Raw genomic sequence first — 23,343 nt, forward strand, 5'->3', positions numbered from 1 at the left:
CAGCGTTGACCACCCCGTCCGTCGCCGAGCAGACCGAAGGCCAGACGATCCCGCGGCTGCTGCACCGCAACGCGGTCGAATACCCGGACCTGCCGGCGATCACCTCGCTCGACATCGAAGGACACCCGACGCTCACTTGGCTGGAGTTCCGCACGGCGATCGCCGAGGTCTCCCGCGGGCTCGCCGGGCTCGGGCTCGCCGCCGGCGACCGCATGCTGATCATGGCGCCCGGCTGCCCGGACCACATCGTCGCCGACCTCGCCGCAACCCACCTGGCCGCGATCCCCTGCACCGCCTACAACACCCTCAGCCCGGACCAGATCCGGTTCGTCGCGCGGCACAGCGCGGCGCCGGTCGTGGTGCTCGGCGGGGAGAACGAGCTGGCGCGCTGGCGGCCGGTGCTCGACGACCTGCCCGCCCTGCGCCACATCGTCGTCATGGACGAGGCCGCGATCCCCGAAGGCGACGACCGCTTCGTCTCCCTCGCCGCGCTCCGGGACCGGGGCCGGGAAGCGCTTGCCGCAGACCCGGACGCGTTCGAGCGGTCGTGGCAGGACATCAAGCCGGACGACCCGCTGTCCATGATCTACACCTCGGGCACCACCGGCGACCCGAAGGGCGTCGTGCTTTCGCACCGCAACGCGATCCACCAGGCGTACGCGGTCACCGAGCTGCACCACCCGCCGATGCACGCGACGAACATCGCGTACCTGCCGCTCGCGCACATCGCCGAGCGCGAGCTGTCGATCTACCTGCCGATCGTCTGGGCGGGGCACGTGCACACCCTCGCCGACCCGACCGGCGTCGTCGGCGCGCTCGGCAAGGTGCACCCGCAGAGCTTCTTCGGCGTCCCGCGCGTGTGGGAGAAGATGGTCGCCGGCCTGAAGAACATGCTCGCCGGCGTCCCCGAGGACAAGCGAACCGCGCTGTTGCAGGCGAACGAGCTGCTGCAGCAGGGCTACAAGCTGCGCAGCGCCGGGCAGCCGGTGCCCGAGGAGCTGGCCGAGAAGATCCGGCAGACCGACGAAGCCGCGCTGGCGCCGATCCGCGCGCTGCTCGGGCTCGACAAGGTGCTCGTCGCCTCCAGCGGCGCGGCCGCCCTCCCGGTGGAGATCATCTACTTCCTGGCCGGGCTCGGCCTCGAGATCTGCGAGGTCTGGGGCCTGTCCGAGACGACCGGCGCGGCGACGTCCAACTCCGCCGAGGCGTTCCGCGCGGGCACGGTCGGCAAGGCGGTCGACGGCGTCGAGGTGAAGGTCGCCGAGGACGGCGAGCTGCTGGTGCGCGGGCCGATCGTGTTCCTCGGGTACCTCCAGGAGGACGGGACGATCGCCGACGCCACCGACGCCGACGGCTGGTACGCCACCGGCGACATCGGCACGATCGACGAAGACGGCTTCGTGACGATCACCGACCGCAAGAAGGAACTGATCATCACCTCGAGCGGCAAGAACATCGCGCCGACCCGCGTCGAGGGCCTGCTCAAGGAGCACCCGCTGATCGGCCAGGCCGTCGCGATCGGCGACGACCGGCCATACGTGACCGCGCTGATCGTGCTCGACGACGAGATCGCCCCCGGCTGGGCCGCGGCGAACGGCGTCGACGCGGCGCCGGAGGAGCTCGCCGACCACCCGGCCGTGCGGGCCGAGCTGGAGCGCGCGGTCGAGTCGGCCAACAGCAGGCTGGCCCGGATCGAGCAGATCAAGCGCTACCACGTGCTCCCGAAGGCGTGGACGCCCGAATCCGGCGAGCTGACGCCGACGCTCAAGCTCAAGCGCCGGGTCATCAACGACCGGTACTCGGCCGACATCGAGGCCCTCTACGCGGCAGTCCGCGACCCCGAGCCGGCCGCCGGTTCCTAGCCCGATGCGCCCCAATGTGGCGTTGGTTGCGTCCAACGCACCGAACGCCACATTGGGTGCGCTGGACGCACCGAACGCCACATTGGGGCGCTCGAGTCAGGCAGTACGGGGCGAGGTCGTCTCCGTCCACTTGCGCAGCCGCGGCGGGACGCGCTTTTCCAGGCCGTAGTTCTCCAGGTGGGCGGAGAAGACCTCGTCGAACGCCTTCTGCACGGTCTCGGTGTCCCACACCGGGCGTTCGAGGATGGGCTGCTTGAGGAACGGCTGGCCCATGACGTGCAGCTGCGGGCCGTTGCACCGGATCATCTGGCCGGTGATGCCGTGCGAGCCCTCGCCGAGCAGGAACAGCACGACCGGCGCGATCCGCGACGGCGTGCGGTCCGGCGGGCAGGCGCGCAGGGAGCGTTCGGACTTCCACACCATCCGCGTGTGCGCGAGCGGGCAGACGGCGTTGACGCGGATCCCGACGTCCTCGAGGTCGAGGGCCCAGGAGTAGGTCAGGGACGCGACCGCGCCCTTGCTCGCCGCGTACACGCCGAGCTTGCGCTGCCCGAGCGAAGCGCCGGAGGAGATGTTGACGATGGAGCCGCCGGTGCCCGCGTCGACCATCGCCTTGATCGCGGCCAGGCCGGTGTTCACCACGCCAAGGACGTTGACGGCGACCAGCTCCCGCGCCGCCTCGGCGTCGTCCTCCCAGGGCAGCGCCTCGTAGTTCAGCCCGGCGTTGTTGACCAGCCCGTCGATCCCGCCGAACTCCTTGACGCACAGGTCGACGATCTCCTGGGCCTCGCCCGCCTCCGCCACGCTGTGCCCGCTGGCCACGGCGCGGCCGCCGTGCGTCCGGATGTTCTCCGCCGTCCGCTCGGCCAGCTCGGCGTCGACGTCGTTGACCACCACCGCCCCGCCCGCGCGCGCGACGTGCACCGCGAACGCCTCGCCCAGGCCGCGGCCGGCGCCGGTGACCACGACCGCCTTGCCCTGCATCAACCCGTCCATGCTTCTCCCCGATCTGCAGCGCCGGCGGCGCGCGGTCCGTCCACCCCGGCCGGCTCACTGTCCAGTCTTGGCCCATTCGGTCCAACGCGGCATCGGCGCGACGACGAGCGGCCGCCGCCCTGCGCCGAGCGAGCCCGGTTCGATCAGTCGGGACGTACCCGCGGGCCGGTCACGAGGGGGTGACTGGCGGCCGTTCCGGGGACATCGCGGCGTAACCGGCGGCATACTGTGGGTGCTTCCCGGTGGTAGACCGTGACTCCCCCGGATGGGGTCGTCACCGGAGAGGCACAATGCGGACGTCCGTGTTCACTCGATCGGGGGACGGTGGTGACGAGGTGACGACGCGTGCGACACCCCGGCTCCGGGCCGTCCTGGCCAACCGCGAATTCCGCGCGCTGTGGTTCGCCGAGACGCAGTCGATGCTCGGTGACCAGCTCACCATCGTCGCGCTGGCCATCCTGATCTTCGACCGGACCGGGTCGCCGCTGCTGTCGGCCGTCGTCTACTCCCTGACGTTCCTGCCCGCGCTCGCCGGCGGGCTCGGCCTGTCCCAGCTCGCCGACCGGTACCCGCGGCGCGCGGTGCTCGCGACCGGCTCGTTCGCGCAGGCGGTGCTGATCGGGCTGATGGCCGTGCCCGGGATGCCGATGGGCTGGCTGTTCGTCCTCTTCGTCTTCGCCCGGCTGGCGAACGCGCCGTGCAACGCGGCGCAGAACGCGCTGGGCCGGGAGATCTTCGCCGACGACGACGTCTACCTGCAGAGCCAGGACCTGCGCGGGATCACGAACAACACGGCGATGCTGGCCGGCCTGGCCGCCGGCGGCCTCCTCGTGACCACCATCGGGACGTCGTGGGCGCTGGCGATCGACGCGCTCACGTTCGTGATCGCCACCGTCGCGGTGCGGCTGCTGGTGCTGCGGCGGCCCGCGGCGGGCAACGGCGGCGCCCCGTGGTTCGGCGCCGTCCGGCAGGTTTTCGGCGACGAACGGCTGCGGGTGCTGCTCTACCTGTCGTGGCTCGTCGGCCTGGCGGTGATCCCGGAGGGTCTCGCGGCGCCGCTCGCCGCACAGCTGGGCGTGGGTGACCAGGCTGTCGGCTGGCTGCTGGCCGCCGACCCGCTGGGTTTCGTGGTCGGGACGTTCCTGCTTTCGCGGTTCGTCTCGACGGAACACCGCCGCAAGCTGCTGGGGGTGCTGGCCGCCCTGCCGCTGGCCGCGCTCGCGGCCTTCGCGCTGAAGCCGAACCTGGCGGTGGCGCTGGTCCTGCTCGCGCTGGCCGGGGCGACCGGCGCGTACGTCATCACGGTGACGGCCACGTTCATCACGTGGGTGCCCAACGACATCCGGGGCAGCGCCGGCGGGCTCTACCGCACGGGGCTGCGGGTCGCGCAGGGCCTCGGAGTGGGGGTCGGCGGGCTGGTCGCGCAGGCGCTCGGTTCGGCGAACACGACCATCGCGCTCGCCGGGGCGGTGGGACTGCTCGTGGCCGTCCCGGTCGCGTTGTCCTGGCGCCGGGTGGGGAGCACGGAACCGGAGCCGGGGTCGTCATGAACGGTTTTCCGGAGGATTCAGCAGTCACGGTTCGACATCGGTCGTCACCTCTCCGTGCAGGGCAAGATCATGAATGACATTCAGCTGGGGACGGCGAGCAATTCGCGGCCGAGTCAGCCGTCGCGGTTCGACATCGGGTCGCCACCTCCGTCATGCGAAGCAAGAACAAGCGATTGAGCCGCGTTCGACGGTCAGTTCGACCACGAACGCGGGGTTCTGTTGGTGCAGGATGATACCCGGCTACGGAATGCGTCAACACTCTGGCAGGTACCGATGAGATTACTCAAGTGCCGGGCTAGGCTGGAAAGGAGGTGACCAATTGCATCCCGGACCAGACGACGACCCGGCCGCCGCCGGCGGGGCGGCCGCCCGGCGGGCGCGGGGAGCGGCCCCGCGCACGCCGGTGACAGCGCACGCCGAAGCGGCAGGCGGCCCGGCCGGGCGCGACCACCCGTACCGGCCCCGCAACTGGGCACTCTGGCGCCGTCCGCCGGTGCTGATCGTCTTCATGCTCGGCCTCGAAGCGGCCGCGATCGCCGTACTCGCGTTTTCCTTCGCCCATTCCGCGGTGCCCGGTGATCGCGACTGGATCAATTTCGGGATCCTCGCGGGTGGCGCGACCGTCCACATTCAACTGACCCAGCGACAGGAAGAGCGGCGACGCAACAAGGCCAAAAAAGTCCTGATCGACCTGACCGCCGTCTGGACGTTTTCCGCGGCGTTGATCCTGCCGATACCGCTGACCCTGCTCGTCGTTTTCCTGATCCGGCTGCAACACTGGTTCATCGCCCGCAGGCCGGCGCACAACTTCATTTTCTCCTCGATCACCCACGGCCTGGCCGGCGCGGTCGCGCACCTGACGTACGGAGCACTCGGGCCGCACCTGCTCGGGCAGCCCGGCTGGGGCGGCTTCTGGCACGAGGCGGGCACCATCGCGCTCACCGGTGTCGTGTACGAAGCGATCCAGATCCTCTACGTCGGCGGCGCACTGGCGCTCGGGCTCTCGTCCGAGCCGACCCTGCGTAACGTCCTGGGCAGCCCGGCCGACAACCTCCTCGAAGCGGTCACCATCGGCCTCGGCGCGGTGACCGCGATCCTGCTCGCCGTCGTCCCGCCGATGGTCGTGGTGATGGCGGTGGCCACCGTGGTCTTCAATCGCCTCGCAGAACTCGATCAGCTCCAGAACGACGTCCGGACGGACCCGAAAACGGGCATTCTCAACATGCGCGGCTGGTCGGAGTCGGCGGAGCGGGCGCTCGAACGGACCGCCCGATCGGGTGATCAACTCGCACTGCTGATGGTTGATCTCGACCACTTCAAGTGGATTAACGACACCTATGGCCATCCGGCGGGGGACGACGTCCTCCGCACTGTTGCGCAAACCCTCGACGAAGTGACGAGACCGACCGACTTGGTCGGCCGTTTCGGCGGTGAGGAATTCCTCGTTCTGTTGCCGGACATCGACGAAGAGGCGACGTGGGACGCGGCCGAGCGCATCCGCACGGCGATCGCCAAGCTGCACATAGTGACAACGGACAAGCGCGGCGACCCCGCGACGATCGCCGACCGCACGACGTCGATCGGCGTGGCCCGCCACCCCCGCCACGGGGACACGCTGGAGCGCCTGCTGCAGTCCGCCGACGCGGCGGTCTACCTGGCGAAGGAGAACGGCCGCGACCAGGTCTGTTTCGCCCCGGACACGGTCACCCGCCCAGCCGAACGGTGAGTTCGAGCTTGACGAGCACTTCGGCACAGGTCCCGGCTCCGGCGGGCTCCAGCCGCACCCGCTCCCCCCGGTAGCCGGCGGATTCGAGCCGCAGCACGCGGGCGCCGGGCGCCAGCCGCGGGTGACACCAGTGCCGGACGGTCCCGGCGTGCTCCCTGGCGAGAATCAGGTACTCGTGGCCGAGGTCGTCGGCGATCCGCCCGAGGCCGTTCCACCACAGGGCACGGAGGGTGAGGCCGTCGCGGTCCCGGAGGAGGTCGACGGGCGGATCGGCGTGCACGTCGACGAGGAAGCCGTGGTCGGTGACGCGGACCGAGCGGACTTGGAGGAAGGAACTGCCGCCGGGCGCTGCTGTGGTGGGCCGGCCGGGCCGGTCGGGCGGGTCACCGGTGGAGGCTGCGGGGCCCGGGGGCGAGCCGGTTGGGCCACCGGCGCCCGGCGCCGAGCCGGGCCGGCCATCCCCGCCGGTCACCGACTCCTCCGGCCAGGGCAGCAGCACCTCGCGCCCACAAACCCCACTCTCGGCCCGCGGCAACAACGCCGCCACCGCCAGCTCCGCGGCCAGCCGCCCGTCCTCGACCTCCGGCACGGCGCCGATTCCGCTCAGCTCCGCCGCCAGGATCCGGTACCCCCGCCTCTCCGCCCAGGCCAGCGCCGCCGCGCGCAAGCCGGGCTCCGTGGCCAGCCGCTCGTGGACCGGCCGCGCTCGGCGGACCCTGCTGTACCGCGCTGCCCGCACGAGCCGGGCCGCTTCCGGGCCGCTCGCCTCCGCGCCGAAGAACCCCGTCATCGCGCGGTCCAGCTCCCTCAGCTGTTCCGCCAGCACGACCCGGGCCACCGGCCCCGGATGAACCGCGGCCAGGTCCGGCGGCGCACAGTCCCGCAACGCGGCGGCCACCGCCCGCAGCTCCGGTGTGCCGGGCCTGCGCAGGCGGGCGCCGGGGGCGAGCCGGCGCAGGGCGCGCACCGTGTTCTCCACGGGCACGGCGAGCTCGGTCGAGCGCACTGCTGCCTCCTGGTCGCCGGCGGCGCCCCCTGTCCCCAGTCTCACCAGGGCCGCCCTGCCGCGGAAGGGAAGAACGGGCAGCCGTCCGGGCAGCCCTCCGGTTATCCCCATGTCGGCCGCCGAGCCGGGCTGGCACCCTTGAACCCATGCCGGCACCGACCCCTCCGCCACGCACCCGCCGACCCTGGTCGACGTCCGGGTGGCTGCTGCTGGTCCTGCTGGTCGTCTTCGCCTTCGGGCTGATCTCCTCCCGCCCGCCGTCGCCGCCCGACCAGGGGCCGCCGACCGGTGACGTGCTGGCCGCGCAGAACGCCATCGAGGCGCTGGTCCACCCCGGCCCGCACGCCGACGCGCTCGCGCGGCTGCCGAAGGACTTCACCGCGCTCAGCGGCGTCACCCCGGGTGCCATGCCGGCGCGTGACGGCACGGTCCGCGCCGTCCACGTCGACGGCGGCTGCTCCACGCCGTGGGGCGACGACAACACGAAGTGGGACTACGCCGTGCCGTGCAAGGCCCACGACCTCGGCTACGACCTGCTCCGGTACGCCGACCGCAAGGGCCACCCGCTCGGCCCGGAGGTCCGGGAGGCACTGGACGACCGGCTGTCCTACGACATGCACCACGCCTGCGACCTCAACCCGATGAACTCGGCGCTCACCTGCCGGGTCGTCGCCTCGCTCTACTCGGCCGGGCTGGTCGTCAACTCGTGGCACCAGCGCTGGGGCCCGCCGGTCGGCGACCCGATCGGCCCGATGGTCGCCGGGGTGCTGGTGATCGGCTGCCTGCTCGTCTTCCGGCTGCGCGGCTGGCTGCGGGCGCGCCGGGAGCCGCGGGCGCCGGTGCCCGTCGCCGACCCCGCCGAGGTCAGCCGGTGGGCCCTGCTCGGCGCCGGCGGCGTCGTCCTGCTGCTGCTCGGCGAGTCGCTGACGGCACTGGCGCACTGGGCAGGCGCGCCCGAGCCCGCGCTGTGGCCGCTGACGTGGCTCGCCCAGCTCGCCCCGCTCATCTACTTCGCCGGCGGGCACGCCAACGCGGCAGGCTGGCGCGCCGAACAGGACGCCGGTGGCGGCTACCGCCACTACCTGGCCGAACGCGCGAGCCCGCTGCTGCGGCCGGCGTTGATCTTCGCCGTCGTCGCGCTGCTGACGCCGCTCGCGCTCGAACTGCTCGGCAGCCCGGCGGGCACCACGGCCACCGTGATGCGGATCGCGCTGCACCCGCTCTGGCTGCTCGGCGTCTACCTGCTGACGATCGTCTGCGCGCCCCCGCTGCTGGCCCTGCACCGCCGGGCCCCGGTGAGCGCCGTCGCCGGCCTGCTCGCCCTGGCCGGCGGCGGGGAACTGACCGCGAGCTTGTCCGGCTCGCCGCTTCCCCGCTACGCGGCGACGTTCGCCATCGCCCTGCTCGCCCAGCAGCTCGCCTTCGCGCACGCCGACGGCGTCCGCCCGTCGCGGCGGCTGCTCGCCGCGGCCACCGCGGCCGGGGTCGCGGGGCTGGCCGGGATGAGCGTCCTGCGGGACGGGCCACCCGTCCTGCTCGGCAGCCCGGGCGCGCCCGCCGCGTTCTCCGCGCCGCCGTGGGGCGTGCTGCTGCTCGGCCTGGTCCAGCTCGGCGTGCTCGGGCTGCTGGCCCGCCCGCTCGGCAGGCTCGGCGATCGCCAGGGCCTCGCCCGGGCGTGCCGGTTCGTGCTCCGCGCGCCGATGAGCCTCTACCTGGCGTTCCTCGCCGGGATGCTGCTGCTGGTCGCCGTCGTCTACCTGCCCGGCCGGATCGCCGACGGCCTCAGCTGGCTGATCCGCCCGCGCACGCTGGTCGCGGTCGGGCTGCTCGCGGTGCCCGCGACGCTGGTGTTCTGGTGGTTCGAGCGGCACGCCCACGGCGTCCGGCAGCCCCGCGCGGCCGAGCACCCCGGCCGCCGGACGGCGGTGCTCACCCGGGCCGCGGCCGGGCTCGGGATCGGCTACGCGACGCTGGGCGTGTTCGGCTTCGCGCTGACCCGCTTCGGCGGGGTGGCCGCCGACGCCGACCTGCTCGGCCTGCGGCTCGACCCGATCCAGAGCCTGGTGCACCTGCTGCTCGGGGTCTTCCTGCTGCACACGATCCGGATCGGGGCCGGCGCGGCGACGGGCACGTGGCTGGCGACCGCGCTCGCCTGCGCGCCTTCGCTGCTGTTCGCCGCCGACGGCGCCAGGCCCGGCTTCCTCGGCGTCACGCTCCACGCGGTGACGGCCGCGTTTGCCCTGCTCGCGGCCGCGGGTACGCTCCTGCCGGCTCGGCCACCGGCGAATGCGACGTCCTGACCAGGCGAAACCGTCGAACATGCGGGAAACTGGGTGGTGCATGACACATTCGTGGGGGGATGTGTAACGCTACGGCAACCCGGGGCAGGCACCATGCGTCCCATCCCTGAGCACCACCCGATCGATGGAGTGAGGAGTCGCCCGCGTGGACCATCCGCCTCGGAACGGGCAAGGCGGCCGCCGCCCCGCCCGGCCCTGGCCGGACGAGCCAGGCCGGGACGACGCACGGCGCGGCACCCCGCCGCCGCGCCGCCCCGCACCGCGCCGCGAGCCGGCGGACGCCCGCCGCGCGGCCCCGCCGCCGGCCCGCCGCCCGCAGGCCCGGCCCGCCCCGCGCGCCCGCCGCAACTCCTTCCGCGGCGCGAAGATCGCGCTGGCCGTCGTCTCGCTGCTGGTGATGGGCCTGACCGGGTACGCATGGGCGGCCATGCAGGGCCTGGTCAACGGGCTCAACTACACGAACGTGATCAGTGAGGGCGGCGGTGGCGACAAGCCCGCCGACGGCGCCCGCGACATCCTGCTGGTCGGCCTCGACAGCCGCACCGACGCCCAGGGCAACCCCCTGCCGCGCGAGGTGCTCGACGAGCTGCGCGCCGGCGACGCCGACGGCGAGCTCAACACCGACTCGCTGATCTTCGTGCACATCCCGAACGACGGCAGCAAGGCCGTCGCGATGTCCCTGCCGCGCGACTCCTACGTCGACATCCCCGGCTACGGCAAGCACAAGATCAACTCCGCCTACGCGCGAGCGATGCTGGCGGCCCGCAAGGACCTGCAGAAGCAGGGCGTCACCGACCCGAAGGAACTCGACGTCAAGGCCAACCAGGCCGGCGCGAAGGAGCTCATCGAGACCGTCGAGAAGCTCACCGGGTCGACCATCGACAACTACGCCGCGGTCAACCTGCTCGGCTTCAGCGAGATCACCAAGGCCATCGGCGGCGTCGACGTCTGCCTGAACAACAACGTCAAGGACCAGTACTCCGGCGCGAACTTCACCAAGGGCCAGCACACGATCTCCGGCGTCGAGGCCCTCGAGTTCGTCCGGCAGCGCCACGGCCTGCCGAACGGCGACCTCGACCGCGTCGTGCGCCAGCAGGTGTTCATGGCCGGCATGGCGCGCAAGGTGCTCTCGGCGGGCACACTGACCAACCCGGGCAAGCTCAACGACCTGATCGAGGCGATCAAGAAGTCGGTCGTGCTCAACCAGAACTGGGACATCTTCGGGTTCGCCCAGCAGATGAAGGGTCTGACCGGCGGCCAGCTCGAGTTCCGCACCATCCCGGTGAAGAACGTCGAGTACCGGACGCCCGACGACGGCGTCGCCATCCAGGTCGACCCCGCCGAGGTGAAGCAGTTCGTGCAGGGGCTCACCGGGCCGCCGCCGGGCGAGTCGGCGCCGCCCGCCCAGCAGGCCGACCCCGCCAACAAGGCGACCACGGTCGACGTCCGCAACGCCTCCGGCCGCACCGGTCTCGCCGCGAACGTCGCCAAGACCCTCGAGGCCAAGGGCTTCACCTCCGGCGAGACGGCCAACGCGACCGCGCGCAAGACCACGGTGATCTGGGTGCCGAAGGGCGGCAAGGACAAGGGCGAGGCCGTCGCGGAGGCGCTGGGCGGCTCGCCGACCGTCCAGGAGGACAAGAGCGTCCAGTCCGGGCACGTGATGGTCTTCCTCGGCGCCGACTACGAGGGCACGAGCGCCAACGCCGGCTCGGGCGCCGGTGCCACGGGGGCGACGTCGCAGGCCACGGTCCCTCCGCCGGCCGCGAACGACGCCGAGAAGCCGATCACCGCCGAGGGCGTTCCCTGCGTGAACTGAGCCGGTCGCCGGGTCCCGTTAACCCGTTCGGCCTAACTCGCGCAATCGGTATCAAAGACATGCCCGAAATCGCGTAAGGGCGCGGCCCCAGCGCACTTACATACACGTGAGGGTGCACCTGCACGGGAATTATCACGCCCGTGCGGTGCCGCGGGAGCGCACGGCAGGGGACATTGATGTGCTGATCGACGCTGAGGAGTACCAGCGGATCCTCGGAGACGAGCTCCGCAAGCTCCGGCGCAGCCGAGGGTGGACGCGCAAGGAGCTGAACCAGCACTTGCAGAGCGAGATCTCGCTGCAGACGCTGGCCACCTACGAGCTGGGCACCAGACAGTGCTCCGTCGTGCGCCTGGTCGAGCTGTGCGTCGCGATGGACGAACTGCCCCAGGACCTGCTGGCCAAGGTGCACCGCCGGGTCTTCGTCGACGAGCCGGGCCGGGTCCGCGTCGACCTGCGCAAGGTCGTCGCCGACGCGCCGCCCGACCTGCTGCCGCTGCGCCGCTGGGCCGAGGACCGGCTGCGGCAGGCCGGTGAGCAGGGCGGCGGCGAGGTCGCCCTCGACCTGCCGGCGCTCGAGCGCATGGCCGAACTGTGCAGCCTGCCGACCGTCGACCTGATCGCCCGGCTCCGCCGCTACACCTCCCGCTGATCCCGGGGGTCGCGCAGCCACGCCCCGATGCCATGAAAGAGTCGTTCACTACGTCGGACGTAGTGAACGACTCTTTCATGACGTTCGCGGAACCCGACCGGCTCAGCCGACCAGGAAGTCCTCGCGCCGCACCTTCCGCGTGTCCAGCCAATACCGCCAGGTGAACCCCGGCCAGATCGTCCGGTTGACGCCCTTCGCGTCCAGGTACCAGCTCTTGCAGCCCCCGCGGGTCCAGATGCCCTTCGCGAGCTTGCGCTGGATCTGCGCGTTGAACCGCTCCTGCACCTCGGGTTTCGGCTCGATCGCCCGGCCGCGGGCCAGCCGCAGCGCCTCGGCGACGTAGGAGATCTGCGCCTCGATCATGAACACCACCGAGTTGTGCCCGAGGCCGGTGTTGGGGCCGAGCAGGAAGAACAGGTTCGGGAACCCGGCGACGGTGATGCCGAGGTGCGTCCGCATCCCCTCGGTCGCCCACTCCTTGCCGAGGTTGCGCCCGTCGCGGCCGACGATCTCCAGGTCGTCGAAGGCGTCGGTGACGTGGAAGCCGGTGCCGTAGATGATGACGTCGGCCTCGTGCTCGACCCCGGCGGCGTCGACGACGCTGTGCTCGCGGACCTCCCGCACGCCGTCGGTCACGACGTCGACGTTGTCGCGGGCCAGCGCCGGGTAGTAGTCGTTGGAGATGAGCACGCGCTTGCAGCCCATCGTGTAGTCCGGGGTGACCTTGCGCCGCAGCTGCGGGTCCTTGATGGCGCGGTCGATGTTGCGCCGGGCGATCCGCTGGCCGAGCTTCATCACCCACGACTGGCCGTTGAAGCCGATCGCGCGGGCTTCGAGCAGCCAGTAGAGCAGGGTGCGGTAGGCGCGCTGGGCCGGCGGGAACGCCTTGAACAGCGCGCGGGCGCGGCCGGACATCTCGTGGTCGGCCTTCGGCATGATCCACGGCGGCGTCCGCTGGAACAGCGTCAGCTCCGCGACCTCGGGCGCGATCTTCGGCACGAACTGGACCGCGCTGGCGCCGGTGCCGATGACCGCCACCTTCTTGCCCGCGAGGTCGACGTCGTGCCGCCACCGCGCGGAGTGGTAGGCCGGGCCCGCGAACCGCTCGATGCCGGGCAGCTCGGGGATCATCGGCAGGTGGAGGGCGCCGACCCCGGCGACCAGCGCGCTCGCGGTGAACTCGTCGCCGCCCCTCGTGGCGACGTGCCACCGGTTCTCCTCGGCGTCCCAGCGGGCGCCGGTCACCTCCTGGCCGAACCGGATGAACCGGCGCAGGTCGTGCTTGTCGGCGACCTCGCGCATGTAGCGCCAGATCTCCGGCTGCGGCGAGTAGGCCCGCGACCAGCCGGGGTTCTGCTCGAAGGAGAACGAGTACATGTGCGACGGGATGTCGCAGGCGCAGCCCGGGTAGCTGTTGTCCCGCCAGGTGCCGCCGACGTCGTGGGCCTTCTCGAGGATGACGAAGTCCTCGCGGCCCTCCTTGCGCAGCTGGATCGCCATGCCGAGACCGGAGAACCCGGTCCCGACGATGACGACCCCGGTCTCCGTGCGGTTGCCCATGACGCCTCCGGGTTCCTGTTACTCGTCGTCCATCTTACTGGGAGTAGGTTACCAGCGGTAGAGTGTGACCCGTGACGACCGCGAAGCGCAAGCGCATGCCCAGGGCCGACCGGATGCGGCAGATGATCGAGGTCGCCGAGCAGGTCTTTTCGACACGCGGCTACGCGGCGGCGTCCATGGACGAGATCGCCGAACTGGTGGGCGTCTCCAAGCCGATGCTCTACGAGTACTTCAACTCGAAGGAAGGCCTGCTGCTGGCCTGCATCCGGGAGTCGCGGGCCGTGCTGCGCGAGGTCACCGAGCAGGCGACCGTCGGCGCGACGGACGCCGAGGACGCGCTGCGGCGCGGCCTGCTGGCCTTCTTCGTCTTCATCCGCGAGCGGCGCCAGGCCTGGTCGCTGCTGCGGCACGAGATGGTGCTGATCGGCACGACGGCCGCCGACGAGGTCGAGGAGACCCGCCGCCAGCAGACCGACCTCATCGCCGCGCTGATGAGCGGCTACTTCGACAGCGGGGACGAACTGCGAGCCGAGGCCGCCGCGGAATTCGTGGTCGGCGCGTGCGAACGGCTCGCGATCTGGTGCGAGCGACACGACGAAGTGAGCCCCGAGACGGCCACCGGATACGCCATGGACGTGCTGTGGAGCGGCTTGCGGAGCCGCGCGCGGTGACGTGCGCGTGCATTAGGCCATGCGGCGACTACTCAGCGCAACCGTGTCCTGTGACACAGAGTTGCTCTACTGTTCCGATGACACGGTAGAAAGTGTGCTGGACTTTCGCGACCTGAGGGAGGGCGAGGGAACCGCGTCACGAAAGCGCGGTGCCCGCGTCACGGTTGTGTAAGGATGTTGGTGAGGGAGAGGGGTGTGAGGCAGATGGTGGAAACGATCACGGCGACGTACGTCCAGGAAGACGCCGACTGGGCCATCAAGGTCAGCGGCCTCGGCAAGGAGCTGACCGCCCGCGCGCCCGGGATCATCGCCGCGCGCGACCGGGCCGACCAGCTGGTCGAGGAGCTCGCCGGCGACGTCAAGACCACGGTGGTGCACCTGCTCAACGGCAGTGCGCTCGACTTCACCAGTGCCTACATGACGGCCCGGCTGACGCTTCCGAAGCTGCCGCCGCTCGAGGTCCCGCCGCCCGGCAGCGTGCCGAAGCAGCAGACCCCGGCCTCGGCGGACAAGAAGCCGCAGCTGCCGCCGAGCAAGCAGCTCCCGAAGGCGGTCGAGGACCGCAAGAGCCCGGCCCCGGCGCCCGCCGCGGAGAGCAAGGCGCCGGCGAAGCAGGCCTGAGCCGCTACTTCAGGAGCTTGCGCACCAGCAGGACCAGCACGAGCACACCCGCACCGATCAGCGGGAACTTCACCTTGGGGTTGTCCAGCTTGGCGCGCACGCCGTCCTTGGCCGCGTCCGCGAGCTTCTTCGGGTCGGCCTTGACGGTCAGCTGGTCGAGCGTCGCCGCCAGAGCGGTCCTAGCCTGCTCGATCTCACGCTCGATCGTCTCGGGATCGCGGGCCACGTGTCCTCCTCGCCGCATGGGACTTCCACGGCCCAACTTAGTCGACCGCCCCGCCGCGTCCGCACGGGCCACGCCGCACCGCTACGCTTCCAGTTGCTGGGGCCCGTAGCCCAATTGGCAGAGGCACACGGTTTAGGTCCGTGCCAGTGAGAGTTCGAGTCTCTCCGGGCCCACCCCCTTCAGCTGCGGAACGTCCGGCGGTAGGTGTCCGGCGGCACCCCGACCGTCCGGTTGAAGTGCCGCCGCAACGTCGTCGCCGTGCCCATGCCGACCGCCTCCGCCACCGCGTCGATGCTCGCGTCGGTGTTCTCCAGCAGCTCCTGCGCGCGCCGGATGCGCTGGTTCAGCAGCCACTGCAACGGCGTCGTGCCCGTCGCTGCCCGGAAATGACGGCCCAGGTGGCGTGAGCTCATGTTCGCCTCGCGCGCCAGGTCCTCCACCGTCAGCGGCCGGTCGAGGCGGGCCGTGATCCACGGGAGCAGCGCGGCCAGCGGGTGGTCGTCGCGGCTCGGGACCGGGGCCGGCACGAACTGGGCCTGGCCGCCCGCCCGGTGCGGGGGCACCACCAGGAGCCGGGCGATCGCGTTGGCCACCGCCGGGCCGTGGTCGGCGCGGACCAGGTGGAGGCACAGGTCCATGGCCGCCGCCTTGCCCGCGGAGGTCAGGACCTGGCCGTTGTCGACGTAGAGCACGTCCGGGTCCACCGTCACCGCCGGGTAGCGGGCGGCGAGGACGTCCGTGTGGGCCCAGTGCGTGGTCGCGCGCAGGCCGTCCAGGAGGCCGGCGGCCGCCAGGACGAACGCGCCCGTGCACAGCGACGCCACCCGGGCACCCCGGGCGTGAGCCGCCCGCACCGCGTCAACCAGGTCGGCAGGCGGGGCGCTGTCGACGTCGGCCCAGCCCGGCACGATCACCGTGTCCGCGCGCGCCAGCCGGTCGAGGCCGTGGTCGGGCTCCAGCAGGAAGCGGCCCACCCGCACCGGGGCCGAGCCGCACACCGCGAAGGCGTACCGCGGATCGTCGCCGAACACCTCGGTGGCGATCGTCAGCTCGAACGACAACATCCCGTCGGTGGCGGCGAGCGCGACAGCGTGCATGTCCGAAAGTGTACGCATCACGTCGTTCCGGACACTGGTGACAGCCCTCGCCGCTCGCCAGGATTACCTCATGACTTCGGTACTGGTTTACGGCGCTTACGGGCACACTGGCCGCTTCGTGGTGGCTGAACTGCGGGAACGCGGCTACGACGTCGTCCTTTCCGGACGGAACGCGGCGAAGCTGCCGGGCGGGCGGCCGACCCCGGTCGACGACCCGGCGGCCCTCGACCGCGCCTTCGACGGCGTCGACGCGGTGATCAACTGCGCCGGCCCGTTCGCCGAAACGGCACCCCCGATCATCGAGGCGGCCATCCGCGCCGGCGTCCCATACGTCGACGTCGCCGCCGAGATCGAGGCGAACATCGACACCCTCGCGCTGACCGCCGACACCGCGGTGGTGCCCGCGATGGCGTTCTTCGGCGGTCTGGCCGACCTGATGGCGACGGCGGCGCTGGGCGACCGGACGGCGGCCGACGAGGTGCACGTCGCCTACGGGCTCAGCGGCTGGCGCCCGACGGCGGGCACCCTCGCCGCCGGCCGGGTGTCCCGGGAACGCCGTGGCAGCAAGCGGATCCGGTACGCGGGCGGCCGGCTGGAGCACCGCGACGACGCCCTGCCGACGAGCGAGTGGGCGTTCCCCGAGCCGCTCGGCACCCGGCCCGTCTTCGGCGAGTTCTCGATGGCGGACATCGTCACGATCCCGCGGCACCTGCGGGTCCGCGACGTCACCAGCTACATGACCGTCGACGCGGCCCAGGGCCTCGCGGCGGCCGGCGAGCGCGACGCGGCCGAGACGTTCGTGGTCGACGTCGTCGTGCGAACCGGGGACGAAGAACGCCGGATCGTCGCGCGCGGCGAAGACATCTACGCGGTGAGCGCGCCGCTCGCGGTGGAGGCGGTGGACCGGATCCTGACCGGGCGGACGAAGGTGAAGGGCGTCGCGACGGCGGGCGAGATGTTCGACGCGGCCGACTTCCTGCGGGCGCTGGCGCCGCACATCACGGTGGAGCACCGGTAGCGGATGCCGCTGTGCAGCGCGGCGGGTACACAGTGGACGGTGCGCCGGGCCCGGACGTCCGATCCGTTCAAGACGCCCCGCCGCGCCGGGTGCGACGCTGGTGGCATGTCCGTGAACCTTCCCGCGGCGGCGGCCTTCCTGGCGACGCACGCCCGCCTCCTCGACCGGCGCCGGTTCGAACTGCTCGACGGCGCGACGACCACCGACGCGGTGCTGGCCGCCGTCGACGGCTACCGCAACCCCGACGGCGGCTACGGCTGGGGCCTCGAGCCGGACCTGCGGGCCCCGGAAAGCCAGCCCGGCGGTGCCCTTCACGCCTTCGAGGTGTTCGAGGAGATCGCCCCGGCCACGACACCGCACGCCGCGCGGCTCTGCGACTGGCTGGCCGCCGCGTCCCGGCCCGACGGTGGCCTGCCGTTCGCGCTGCCCGTCGCGGACCCGGCCGGCTGCGCGCCCTTCTGGGTCCAGGCCGATCCGGCGGAGGCGACGCTGCAGAGCACCGCGTTCACCGCCGGCGTGGCCCTGCGCGTCGCCCGGCACGACCGGGCCGTGCGCGAGCACCCGTGGCTGGCCGCGGCCACGCGGTACTGCTTCCGCGCCATCCGGGAGCTTTCCGCGCCGCCGCACGCGATCGCGTTGTCCTTCGCGGTGCAGTTCGCCGACGCGGCGCACGATCTCCACGAGGAGGCGGCGGAGCTCCTCGCGCACCTCGCCGCGTTCCTCCCGGCCGACGGCCTGGTCCCGGTCGAGGGCGGCTCGGCGGGCGAGACGCTCCGCGCCCTGGACTTCGCCCCGCTGCCGGACCGCCCGGCGCGCGCGTTGTTCGACGACGACGTCATCGACGCCGAACTGCGGCGGCTCGCGGACGAGCAGCAGGACGACGGCGGCTGGCGAGTGGATTTCGCGAGCTTCTCGCCCGCGGCGGCGCTCGAGTGGCGCGGTTACGCGACCGTCCGGGCGGTGTCGGTCCTGCGCCGGCACGACCTGGCCTGAGGTTCTACACGAGCGGCGCCGAGGTTCACCCGACAGTGGCGTGTCTTGAGTGGACGGCCGCCCGCGGCTTCCGGCGTTCGTGCCCGAACGCGTACTGTGACGGTGCAAAAAACCGAACCGGCCCGGAGGTGGAGCATGGCGTCGCGCAACCCGTTGCGCTGGGTCGCCCGCTGGGCGGACTGGTTCGAGGAACGCGGCGTGTACGCGCCCGGCGAGGAGAGCCGCGCGGTCGACCCGGTCCGGGATTTCGGCTGGCTGATGACGGCGTGGGTGGCCGGCGTCGCGATCTTCATCCTGTTGTTCGCGCTCGCGGTTTAAGTGGCATGTGGGCAGTGATTGTCACCAGCCGTGCCGTTCCGGTCACGGATTGGCCACGGGGTGGCACCAGGTGCGCGACAACCCCCGGTTGCGCCTCGTAACCACGCGCGATCACGGCCAGAGTGGAGCGGGTTCGCCCGGCAATCCCCCGTTGCCGACGGCACCCGACCCGCCGACTGGAGTACCCGCAATGGCGCTCGCGCGCACCCGCAAGATCATGTTCGCCGCAGGACTGCTCGGCCTGGCGGTGGCGTGCGGGGCCCCCTCGGCACACGAAGGCACCGCGGCGCTCGGCGCGGCCGGCTCCCCCGCGGGCGCCGGCGCCTCGGCCTCCCCCGTGGGCAACGACCTCAAGTTCGGCGCCGACCACCGGTTCGCCAGTGGCCTGACCATCTCGGTCGGCTCCCCGCAGTCGTTCCGGCCCAGCCCGTCGGCGTACCCGCAGAGCCCGCGCGGCGCGGCCTTCGACGTCCAGCTGACCAACGACGGCTCGACGACGTACAAGCTTTCGGGACTCAACGTCACGGCCACCGCGGGCGGCACGAGTGTCAAGCAGGTCGTGGACACCACCCAGGGCTTCACCGGCATCACCGACGCGGGCAAGGACGTGCTGCCGGGCCGCTCGGTGCACATCACGCTGGCGTTCGCGGTCCCGCGCGAGCAGACGCAGCTGCGCCTGCAGATCCGACCGAGCACGACCGAAGGTGTCGCTGTCACCTACTGCGGCCCCGCCTGACGTTAGGCTCGGGGGCATGACAGAGCGCCTCTCCCCGGGTGACGAAGCCCCGGACTTCACCCTGCCCGACAGCGAGGGCAAGGACGTGTCGCTGCGCGACTTCCGCGGCCAGTCCGTGGTGGTGTACTTCTACCCGGCGGCGAGCACCCCGGGCTGCACCAAGCAGGCCTGCGACTTCCGCGACAACCTCGCCGAGCTGAACGACGCCGGCTACCAGGTCATCGGCATCTCGCCGGACAAGCAGGCCAAGCTCGCGAAGTTCGTCGAGAAGGAAGGCCTGACCTTCCCGCTGCTGGGCGACCCCGAGAAGACGGTCATCGAGGCGTGGGGCGCATACGGCGAGAAGAAGAACTACGGCAAGACGTACATGGGCGTGATCCGTTCGACGCTCGTCGTCGACGCCGACGGCAAGATCGCCCACGCCTTCTACAACGTCCGCGCGGCCGGCCACGTGGCGAAGCTGATCCGGGACCTCGGCCTGGCTGCTTGACGCCCGGACGCGGCCGGCGGGCCGGCGCTGAAGGGGCTAAGCCAGCTCCCGCAGCGCCGGCACCAGCAGCCGCAAAGCCAGGCCCCGGTGCGAAACCGCGTCCTTCTCCGCCGGCTCCATCTCCGCCGACGTCCGGTTCTCCCCGTCCGGCCGGAAGATCGGGTCGTAGCCGAACCCGTTCACCCCGTGCCGTTCGCGCACGAGCGTGCCCCGCCACTCGCCGCGGACCACCGTCTCCTCGCCCGACGGCAGCACCAGCGCCGCCGCGCAGACGAACTGGGCTCCGCGGCGCTCGTCCGGCACGTCACGCAGCTGAGCCAGCACCAGGTCGAGGTTGGCCTCGTCGTCGCCGTGCCGCCCGGACCACCGGGCCGACAGCACTCCCGGCATGCCGTTCAGCGCATCGACCGCAATCCCGGAGTCGTCGGCGATCGTCGGCAGCCCGGTCGCAGCGACCGCGTCGCGCGCCTTCGCCACCGCGTTGCCCTCGAAGTCCGGCGCGGTCTCGGGCGCCTCGGGAAAGTCGGGCACGTCGGCCAGGCCGATGACCTCGAGGCCCGTAAGCCCCTCCGCCGCAACGATCCGCCGAAGCTCGCCGAGCTTCTTCGCGTTGCGGGTGGCCAGAAGCAGCTTCGTCACTTCGAGCCCTTCTTCTTGTCCGGACGCGGCTCCGGCAGCTCGCCCGGGTACGGCAGCGCCAGTGCCTCGTTCTGCAGCCGCGTCAGTTCCGCGCAGCCCGCCAGCGCCATGTCCAGCATCGTGTCCAAAGTGGACCGTGCGAAGGTGGCGCCCTCGCCGGTGCCCTGGACCTCGATCAGCGTGCCCGCGTCGGTCGCCACCACGTTCATGTCGACCTCGGCGCGCGAGTCCTCCTCGTACGGCAGGTCCAGCCGGACCCGGCCGTCGACCACGCCGACGCTCACCGCCGCCACCGAGGACGACAGCGGCTGCGGGTCGTTGAGCCGGTTCGCCGCGCCCAGCCACGTGATCGCGTCCGCCAGTGCCACGTACCCGCCGGTCACCGCGGCCGTGCGGGTGCCGCCGTCGGCCTGGATGACGTCACAGTCGATGACGATCGTGTTCTCGCCCAGCGCCGCCAGGTCGATGCAGGCCCGCAGCGACCGGCCGATCAATCGCGAGATCTCGTGCGTGCGGCCGCCGATGCGACCTTTCACCGACTCGCGGTCACCGCGGGTGTTGGTCGCCGACGGCAGCATCGCGTACTCGGCCGTCACCCAGCCGAGGCCCGAGCCGGCCCGCCAGCGCGGCACGCCTTCGGTGACGCTCGCCGCGCACAGCACCCGCGTGTTGCCGAATTCGATCAGCACCGACCCCGCCGGCCACTGCTGGAACCCCCGGGTGATCTTGATGTCGCGGAGCTGGTCGTCGGTCCTGCCATCTTTACGAGCCACAGGTGCACTCTATGACCGCCGTTCAGACGTCGTAGACGGCACCCTGCTTGACGACCTCGGCACCGGGGAAGCCGGCCGAGGCCTCGGCCAGCACCGCGCCGGCGTCGGTCCACGGCGCGATGTGCGTCAGCAGCAGCCGCCCGACACCGGCGTCGCGCGCCAGCTCGCCGGCCTGCTTGCCGGACAGGTGCACCCCCGCCGGCCGCTCCGCCGAGTCCGTCCAGGACGCCTCGGCGAGCAGCAGGTCGACGCCGTCGGCGAGCTCGTTCAGCGCCGAGCACGGCCCGGTGTCGCCGGTGAACGCCAGGATCCGGCCGCCGTAGGCGATCCGCAGGCCGTACGCCGGGGTCGGGTGGTCGACCTCGACCGCGACGACCTCGAACGGCCCGATCCGGAACGGCTCCGGCCGCAGCGGGCGGAAGTCGTAGACGTCGGAGAGGTCCGTGACGGCCCGCTCGGTCTCGTTGGGCGCGTACGCGTTCGCCAGCCGCGTCGGGGCGTCCGGCGGCGCGTACAGCGGCAGCAGCCGCGGGCGCGCCGGGTACGGCGGCGCCGGGTGGTAGCGCCGCAGGACGGTGAGCGCGCTGACGTCGGCGCAGTGGTCGGGGTGCAGGTGCGTGAGCACGAGCGCGTCCAGGTCGAACGGGTCGGCCACGGCCTGCAGCTGCGCGAGCGTACCGTTGCCGAGTTCGAGGCCGAGCAGGAAGCCCTCGGCCTCGACCAGGTAACCGGACGCGGCGGCGTTCGGCCCGGGGATGCTGCCGGAGCACCCGAGGATGGTCAGTCGCACGACGACACCCTAAGCGTCCACCGCCGCGATCACGCGGTGGTGGGAGCGAGGACACCCGGGGCGAACCCCATGAACCGCTGGGCGAGCCGGGTGAACGGCTCGGCCGACCCGGTGGCGACGAACTCGTGGCGCGGCGCGGTGTCGCGGGTGGCCAGCAGGTCGCGCTCGGTGAGCACCCGGACGAGGTCCTTGGCGGTCTCGTCGGCGCTGCTCACCAGGGTGACTTCCTGGCCCATCACGATCTGCAGCACACCCTGCAGCAGGGGGTAGTGCGTGCAGCCGAGCACGAGCGTGTCGACCTGGGCGTCGAGCAGCGGCTGGAGGTAGCCCTGCGCGAGCCCGAGCACCTGGCGCCCGGTCGTGATGCCGCGCTCGACGAAGTCGACGAACCGCGGGCAGGCGACGCTGGTGAGCGTGATGTCCGGCGCGGCGGCGAAGGCGTCCTCGTAGGCTCGCGACCGCACGGTGCCCTCGGTGCCGATCACGCCGACCCGGCGGGTGTGCGTCGCCACGACGGCGCGGCGCGCGGCGGGCAGCACAACCTCGATCACCGGGACGTCGTAGCGCTCGCGGGCGTCGCGCAGGCAGGCCGCGGACGCCGTGTTGCAGGCGATCACCAAGGCCTTCACGCCGCTCTCCACCAGCTCGTCGAGCGCCGCGAGGGCGTAGCTGCGGGCGGTGGCGATCGGGAGCGGGCCGTACGGGTTGTGCGCCGTGTCGCCGACGTAGCGGAGCTGCTCGGCGGGGAGCTGCTCGAGGATGGCCCTCGCGACCGTCAGCCCGCCGACGCCGGAATCGAACACGCCGATCGGGGCATCAGCGGGCGGAGACGTCACGCTTCGAGGTTACCCGGGGCGGCCTTGCCCGACCGGCGGGTGGTCAGCCAGGCCGCCAGGACACCGGCCAGCGCGCCGAAGAGGTGGCCCTGCCAGGAGACGCCGGGGTTGCCCGGCAGCAGCCCGGCCAGCATGCCGCTCCACACGCCGAGCAGGACGACGGCGACCACGATCTGCCCGGCCGCGCGGTTGAAGAGGCCGCGGACCAGCAGGTAGGCGAGCCAGCCGAAGGCCAGCCCGGACGCGCCGACGGTGACGCCGTCCGCAGGCCCGATCAGCCAGACGCCCAGCCCGGACACCACCCAGATGATGGCCGTGACCAGCGCGAACCGGCCGATCCCGGCGGCCATCGCGAGGAACGAGAACACCAGCACCGGGACGGTGTTCGCGAACAGGTGCGACCAGCCGGCGTGCAGGACGGGGGCGAACAGGACGCCGTCCAGCCCGGACAGCGCCCGGGAATGGATACCGCCCTGGTCGAGGTCGCCGGGCAGGATCACGTCGACCAGCTCGACCAGGTACAGCAGGAGGGTGAACGACAGCGCGACGATCGCGGCCGCCACCGGTTTCGGCGGCAGCACGCGCTTCGCGACGTCGGTTTCCGGGGCGGGGTTCACAGTGCTCACGTCTTCGAGGCTACGTCCGGCCACGGCCCCTTCACCTCGGG

23 protein-coding genes and 1 tRNA gene are annotated in these 23,343 nt (G+C 72.1%); 14 read left to right on the plus strand and 10 right to left on the minus strand.

Features of this window, described 5'->3' with window-relative positions:
• Window positions 1-5 precede the first annotated feature (5 nt).
• Window positions 6-1,862: an AMP-dependent synthetase/ligase gene (locus BLW76_RS40275; protein ID WP_091317282.1), complete on the plus strand. Its 1,857-nt coding sequence runs from the start codon at window positions 6-8 to the stop codon at window positions 1,860-1,862.
• 96 nt (window positions 1,863-1,958) lie between these two features.
• Here the strand turns inward: BLW76_RS40275 and BLW76_RS40280 are convergent, their stop codons facing one another.
• A complete protein-coding gene (locus BLW76_RS40280) occupies window positions 1,959-2,858 on the minus strand; it encodes an SDR family NAD(P)-dependent oxidoreductase (RefSeq protein ID WP_091317284.1) in 900 nt (299 codons plus the stop codon).
• Between the two features lie 290 nt (window positions 2,859-3,148).
• On the opposite strand from BLW76_RS40280, the gene BLW76_RS40285 reads away from it, so the two are divergent.
• Window positions 3,149-4,408, plus strand: a complete 1,260-nt coding sequence (locus tag BLW76_RS40285; protein ID WP_425266041.1) for an MFS transporter — start codon at window positions 3,149-3,151, stop codon at window positions 4,406-4,408.
• Window positions 4,409-4,727: 319 nt separating this feature from the next.
• Window positions 4,728-6,134 carry a GGDEF domain-containing protein gene (locus BLW76_RS40290; RefSeq protein WP_091317286.1) on the plus strand — a complete coding sequence of 469 codons (1,407 nt, stop codon included), beginning with the start codon at window positions 4,728-4,730 and terminating at the stop codon, window positions 6,132-6,134.
• Here the strand turns inward: BLW76_RS40290 and BLW76_RS40295 are convergent.
• Window positions 6,112-7,140: a hypothetical protein gene (locus BLW76_RS40295; protein WP_091317288.1), complete on the minus strand. Its 1,029-nt coding sequence runs from the start codon at window positions 7,138-7,140 to the stop codon at window positions 6,112-6,114. The two genes, BLW76_RS40290 and BLW76_RS40295, sit on opposite strands and share 23 nt — an antisense overlap.
• A gap of 146 nt (window positions 7,141-7,286) precedes the next feature.
• Between BLW76_RS40295 and BLW76_RS40300 the strand changes: the two genes are divergently transcribed.
• From BLW76_RS40300 to BLW76_RS40310, 3 genes are all read left to right on the plus strand, one after another.
• The gene (locus tag BLW76_RS40300) at window positions 7,287-9,440 is read left to right on the plus strand and encodes a phospholipase A2 (RefSeq protein WP_091317289.1); all 2,154 of its coding nucleotides are present in this window, start codon (window positions 7,287-7,289) and stop codon (window positions 9,438-9,440) included.
• Window positions 9,441-9,585: 145 nt separating this feature from the next.
• Window positions 9,586-11,259, plus strand: coding sequence for an LCP family protein (locus BLW76_RS40305; protein WP_091317291.1), 1,674 nt, complete (start codon window positions 9,586-9,588; stop codon window positions 11,257-11,259).
• A 178-nt stretch (window positions 11,260-11,437) separates the two neighbouring features.
• Entirely contained in the window at window positions 11,438-11,908 is a 471-nt protein-coding gene (locus tag BLW76_RS40310; RefSeq protein WP_091317292.1) for a helix-turn-helix domain-containing protein, read from the plus strand.
• Window positions 11,909-12,010: 102 nt separating this feature from the next.
• Here BLW76_RS40310 and BLW76_RS40315 read toward each other — a convergent pair whose 3' ends face one another.
• Window positions 12,011-13,468, minus strand: a complete 1,458-nt coding sequence (locus BLW76_RS40315) for a flavin-containing monooxygenase (protein WP_091317294.1) — start codon at window positions 13,466-13,468, stop codon at window positions 12,011-12,013.
• Between the two features lie 113 nt (window positions 13,469-13,581).
• Here BLW76_RS40315 and BLW76_RS40320 point away from each other — a divergent pair, with 113 nt between their 5' ends.
• Complete coding sequence (locus BLW76_RS40320) at window positions 13,582-14,139, plus strand: TetR/AcrR family transcriptional regulator (protein WP_167385064.1); 558 nt, start codon at window positions 13,582-13,584, stop codon at window positions 14,137-14,139.
• 204 nt (window positions 14,140-14,343) lie between these two features.
• Complete coding sequence (locus BLW76_RS40325) at window positions 14,344-14,760, plus strand: hypothetical protein (RefSeq protein WP_208613619.1); 417 nt, start codon at window positions 14,344-14,346, stop codon at window positions 14,758-14,760.
• A gap of 4 nt (window positions 14,761-14,764) precedes the next feature.
• Here the strand turns inward: BLW76_RS40325 and BLW76_RS40330 are convergent, their stop codons facing one another.
• Window positions 14,765-14,986 carry a DUF3618 domain-containing protein gene (locus tag BLW76_RS40330; protein ID WP_004559246.1) on the minus strand — a complete coding sequence of 74 codons (222 nt, stop codon included), beginning with the start codon at window positions 14,984-14,986 and terminating at the stop codon, window positions 14,765-14,767.
• Between the two features lie 99 nt (window positions 14,987-15,085).
• Here BLW76_RS40330 and BLW76_RS40335 point away from each other — a divergent pair.
• Window positions 15,086-15,159 (plus strand) — tRNA-Leu (locus BLW76_RS40335).
• Window positions 15,160-15,165: 6 nt separating this feature from the next.
• Here the strand turns inward: BLW76_RS40335 and BLW76_RS40340 are convergent.
• Complete coding sequence (locus tag BLW76_RS40340; protein WP_167384889.1) at window positions 15,166-16,083, minus strand: helix-turn-helix domain-containing protein; 918 nt, start codon at window positions 16,081-16,083, stop codon at window positions 15,166-15,168.
• A 70-nt stretch (window positions 16,084-16,153) separates the two neighbouring features.
• Between BLW76_RS40340 and BLW76_RS40345 the strand changes: the two genes are divergently transcribed.
• From BLW76_RS40345 to bcp, 5 genes are all read left to right on the plus strand, one after another.
• The gene (locus tag BLW76_RS40345) at window positions 16,154-17,101 is read left to right on the plus strand and encodes a saccharopine dehydrogenase NADP-binding domain-containing protein (RefSeq protein ID WP_091317301.1); all 948 of its coding nucleotides are present in this window, start codon (window positions 16,154-16,156) and stop codon (window positions 17,099-17,101) included.
• Between the two features lie 105 nt (window positions 17,102-17,206).
• Window positions 17,207-18,094, plus strand: coding sequence for a hypothetical protein (locus BLW76_RS40350; RefSeq protein WP_091320484.1), 888 nt, complete (start codon window positions 17,207-17,209; stop codon window positions 18,092-18,094).
• 135 nt (window positions 18,095-18,229) lie between these two features.
• The gene (locus tag BLW76_RS40355; RefSeq protein WP_091317303.1) at window positions 18,230-18,412 is read left to right on the plus strand and encodes a hypothetical protein; all 183 of its coding nucleotides are present in this window, start codon (window positions 18,230-18,232) and stop codon (window positions 18,410-18,412) included.
• Between the two features lie 190 nt (window positions 18,413-18,602).
• Window positions 18,603-19,148, plus strand: a complete 546-nt coding sequence (locus tag BLW76_RS40360) for a hypothetical protein (RefSeq protein ID WP_091317305.1) — start codon at window positions 18,603-18,605, stop codon at window positions 19,146-19,148.
• Between the two features lie 16 nt (window positions 19,149-19,164).
• Window positions 19,165-19,638 carry a thioredoxin-dependent thiol peroxidase gene (bcp, locus tag BLW76_RS40365; protein ID WP_091317306.1) on the plus strand — a complete coding sequence of 158 codons (474 nt, stop codon included), beginning with the start codon at window positions 19,165-19,167 and terminating at the stop codon, window positions 19,636-19,638.
• 36 nt (window positions 19,639-19,674) lie between these two features.
• Here bcp and rdgB read toward each other — a convergent pair whose 3' ends face one another.
• From rdgB to BLW76_RS40390, 5 genes are read right to left on the minus strand one after another with little or no spacing between them, the layout of a single operon-like run.
• Window positions 19,675-20,277 carry an RdgB/HAM1 family non-canonical purine NTP pyrophosphatase gene (rdgB, locus tag BLW76_RS40370; protein WP_091317308.1) on the minus strand — a complete coding sequence of 201 codons (603 nt, stop codon included), beginning with the start codon at window positions 20,275-20,277 and terminating at the stop codon, window positions 19,675-19,677.
• On the minus strand, window positions 20,274-21,050 hold the full coding sequence (gene rph / locus BLW76_RS40375; protein ID WP_091317310.1) for a ribonuclease PH: 777 nt from the start codon (window positions 21,048-21,050) through the stop codon (window positions 20,274-20,276). Before rph ends, rdgB begins: the two co-directional genes overlap by 4 nt.
• Window positions 21,051-21,072: 22 nt before the next feature.
• On the minus strand, window positions 21,073-21,840 hold the full coding sequence (locus BLW76_RS40380; RefSeq protein ID WP_091317311.1) for an MBL fold metallo-hydrolase: 768 nt from the start codon (window positions 21,838-21,840) through the stop codon (window positions 21,073-21,075).
• 29 nt (window positions 21,841-21,869) lie between these two features.
• On the minus strand, window positions 21,870-22,676 hold the full coding sequence (gene murI / locus BLW76_RS40385) for a glutamate racemase (protein ID WP_091317313.1): 807 nt from the start codon (window positions 22,674-22,676) through the stop codon (window positions 21,870-21,872).
• The gene (locus BLW76_RS40390) at window positions 22,673-23,302 is read right to left on the minus strand and encodes a rhomboid family intramembrane serine protease (RefSeq protein WP_091317315.1); all 630 of its coding nucleotides are present in this window, start codon (window positions 23,300-23,302) and stop codon (window positions 22,673-22,675) included. Before BLW76_RS40390 ends, murI begins: the two co-directional genes overlap by 4 nt.
• Window positions 23,303-23,343: the final 41 nt, after the last annotated feature.

The sequence above is a fragment of the Amycolatopsis tolypomycina genome, assembly GCF_900105945.1.
GTDB lineage: Bacteria > Actinomycetota > Actinomycetes > Mycobacteriales > Pseudonocardiaceae > Amycolatopsis > Amycolatopsis tolypomycina.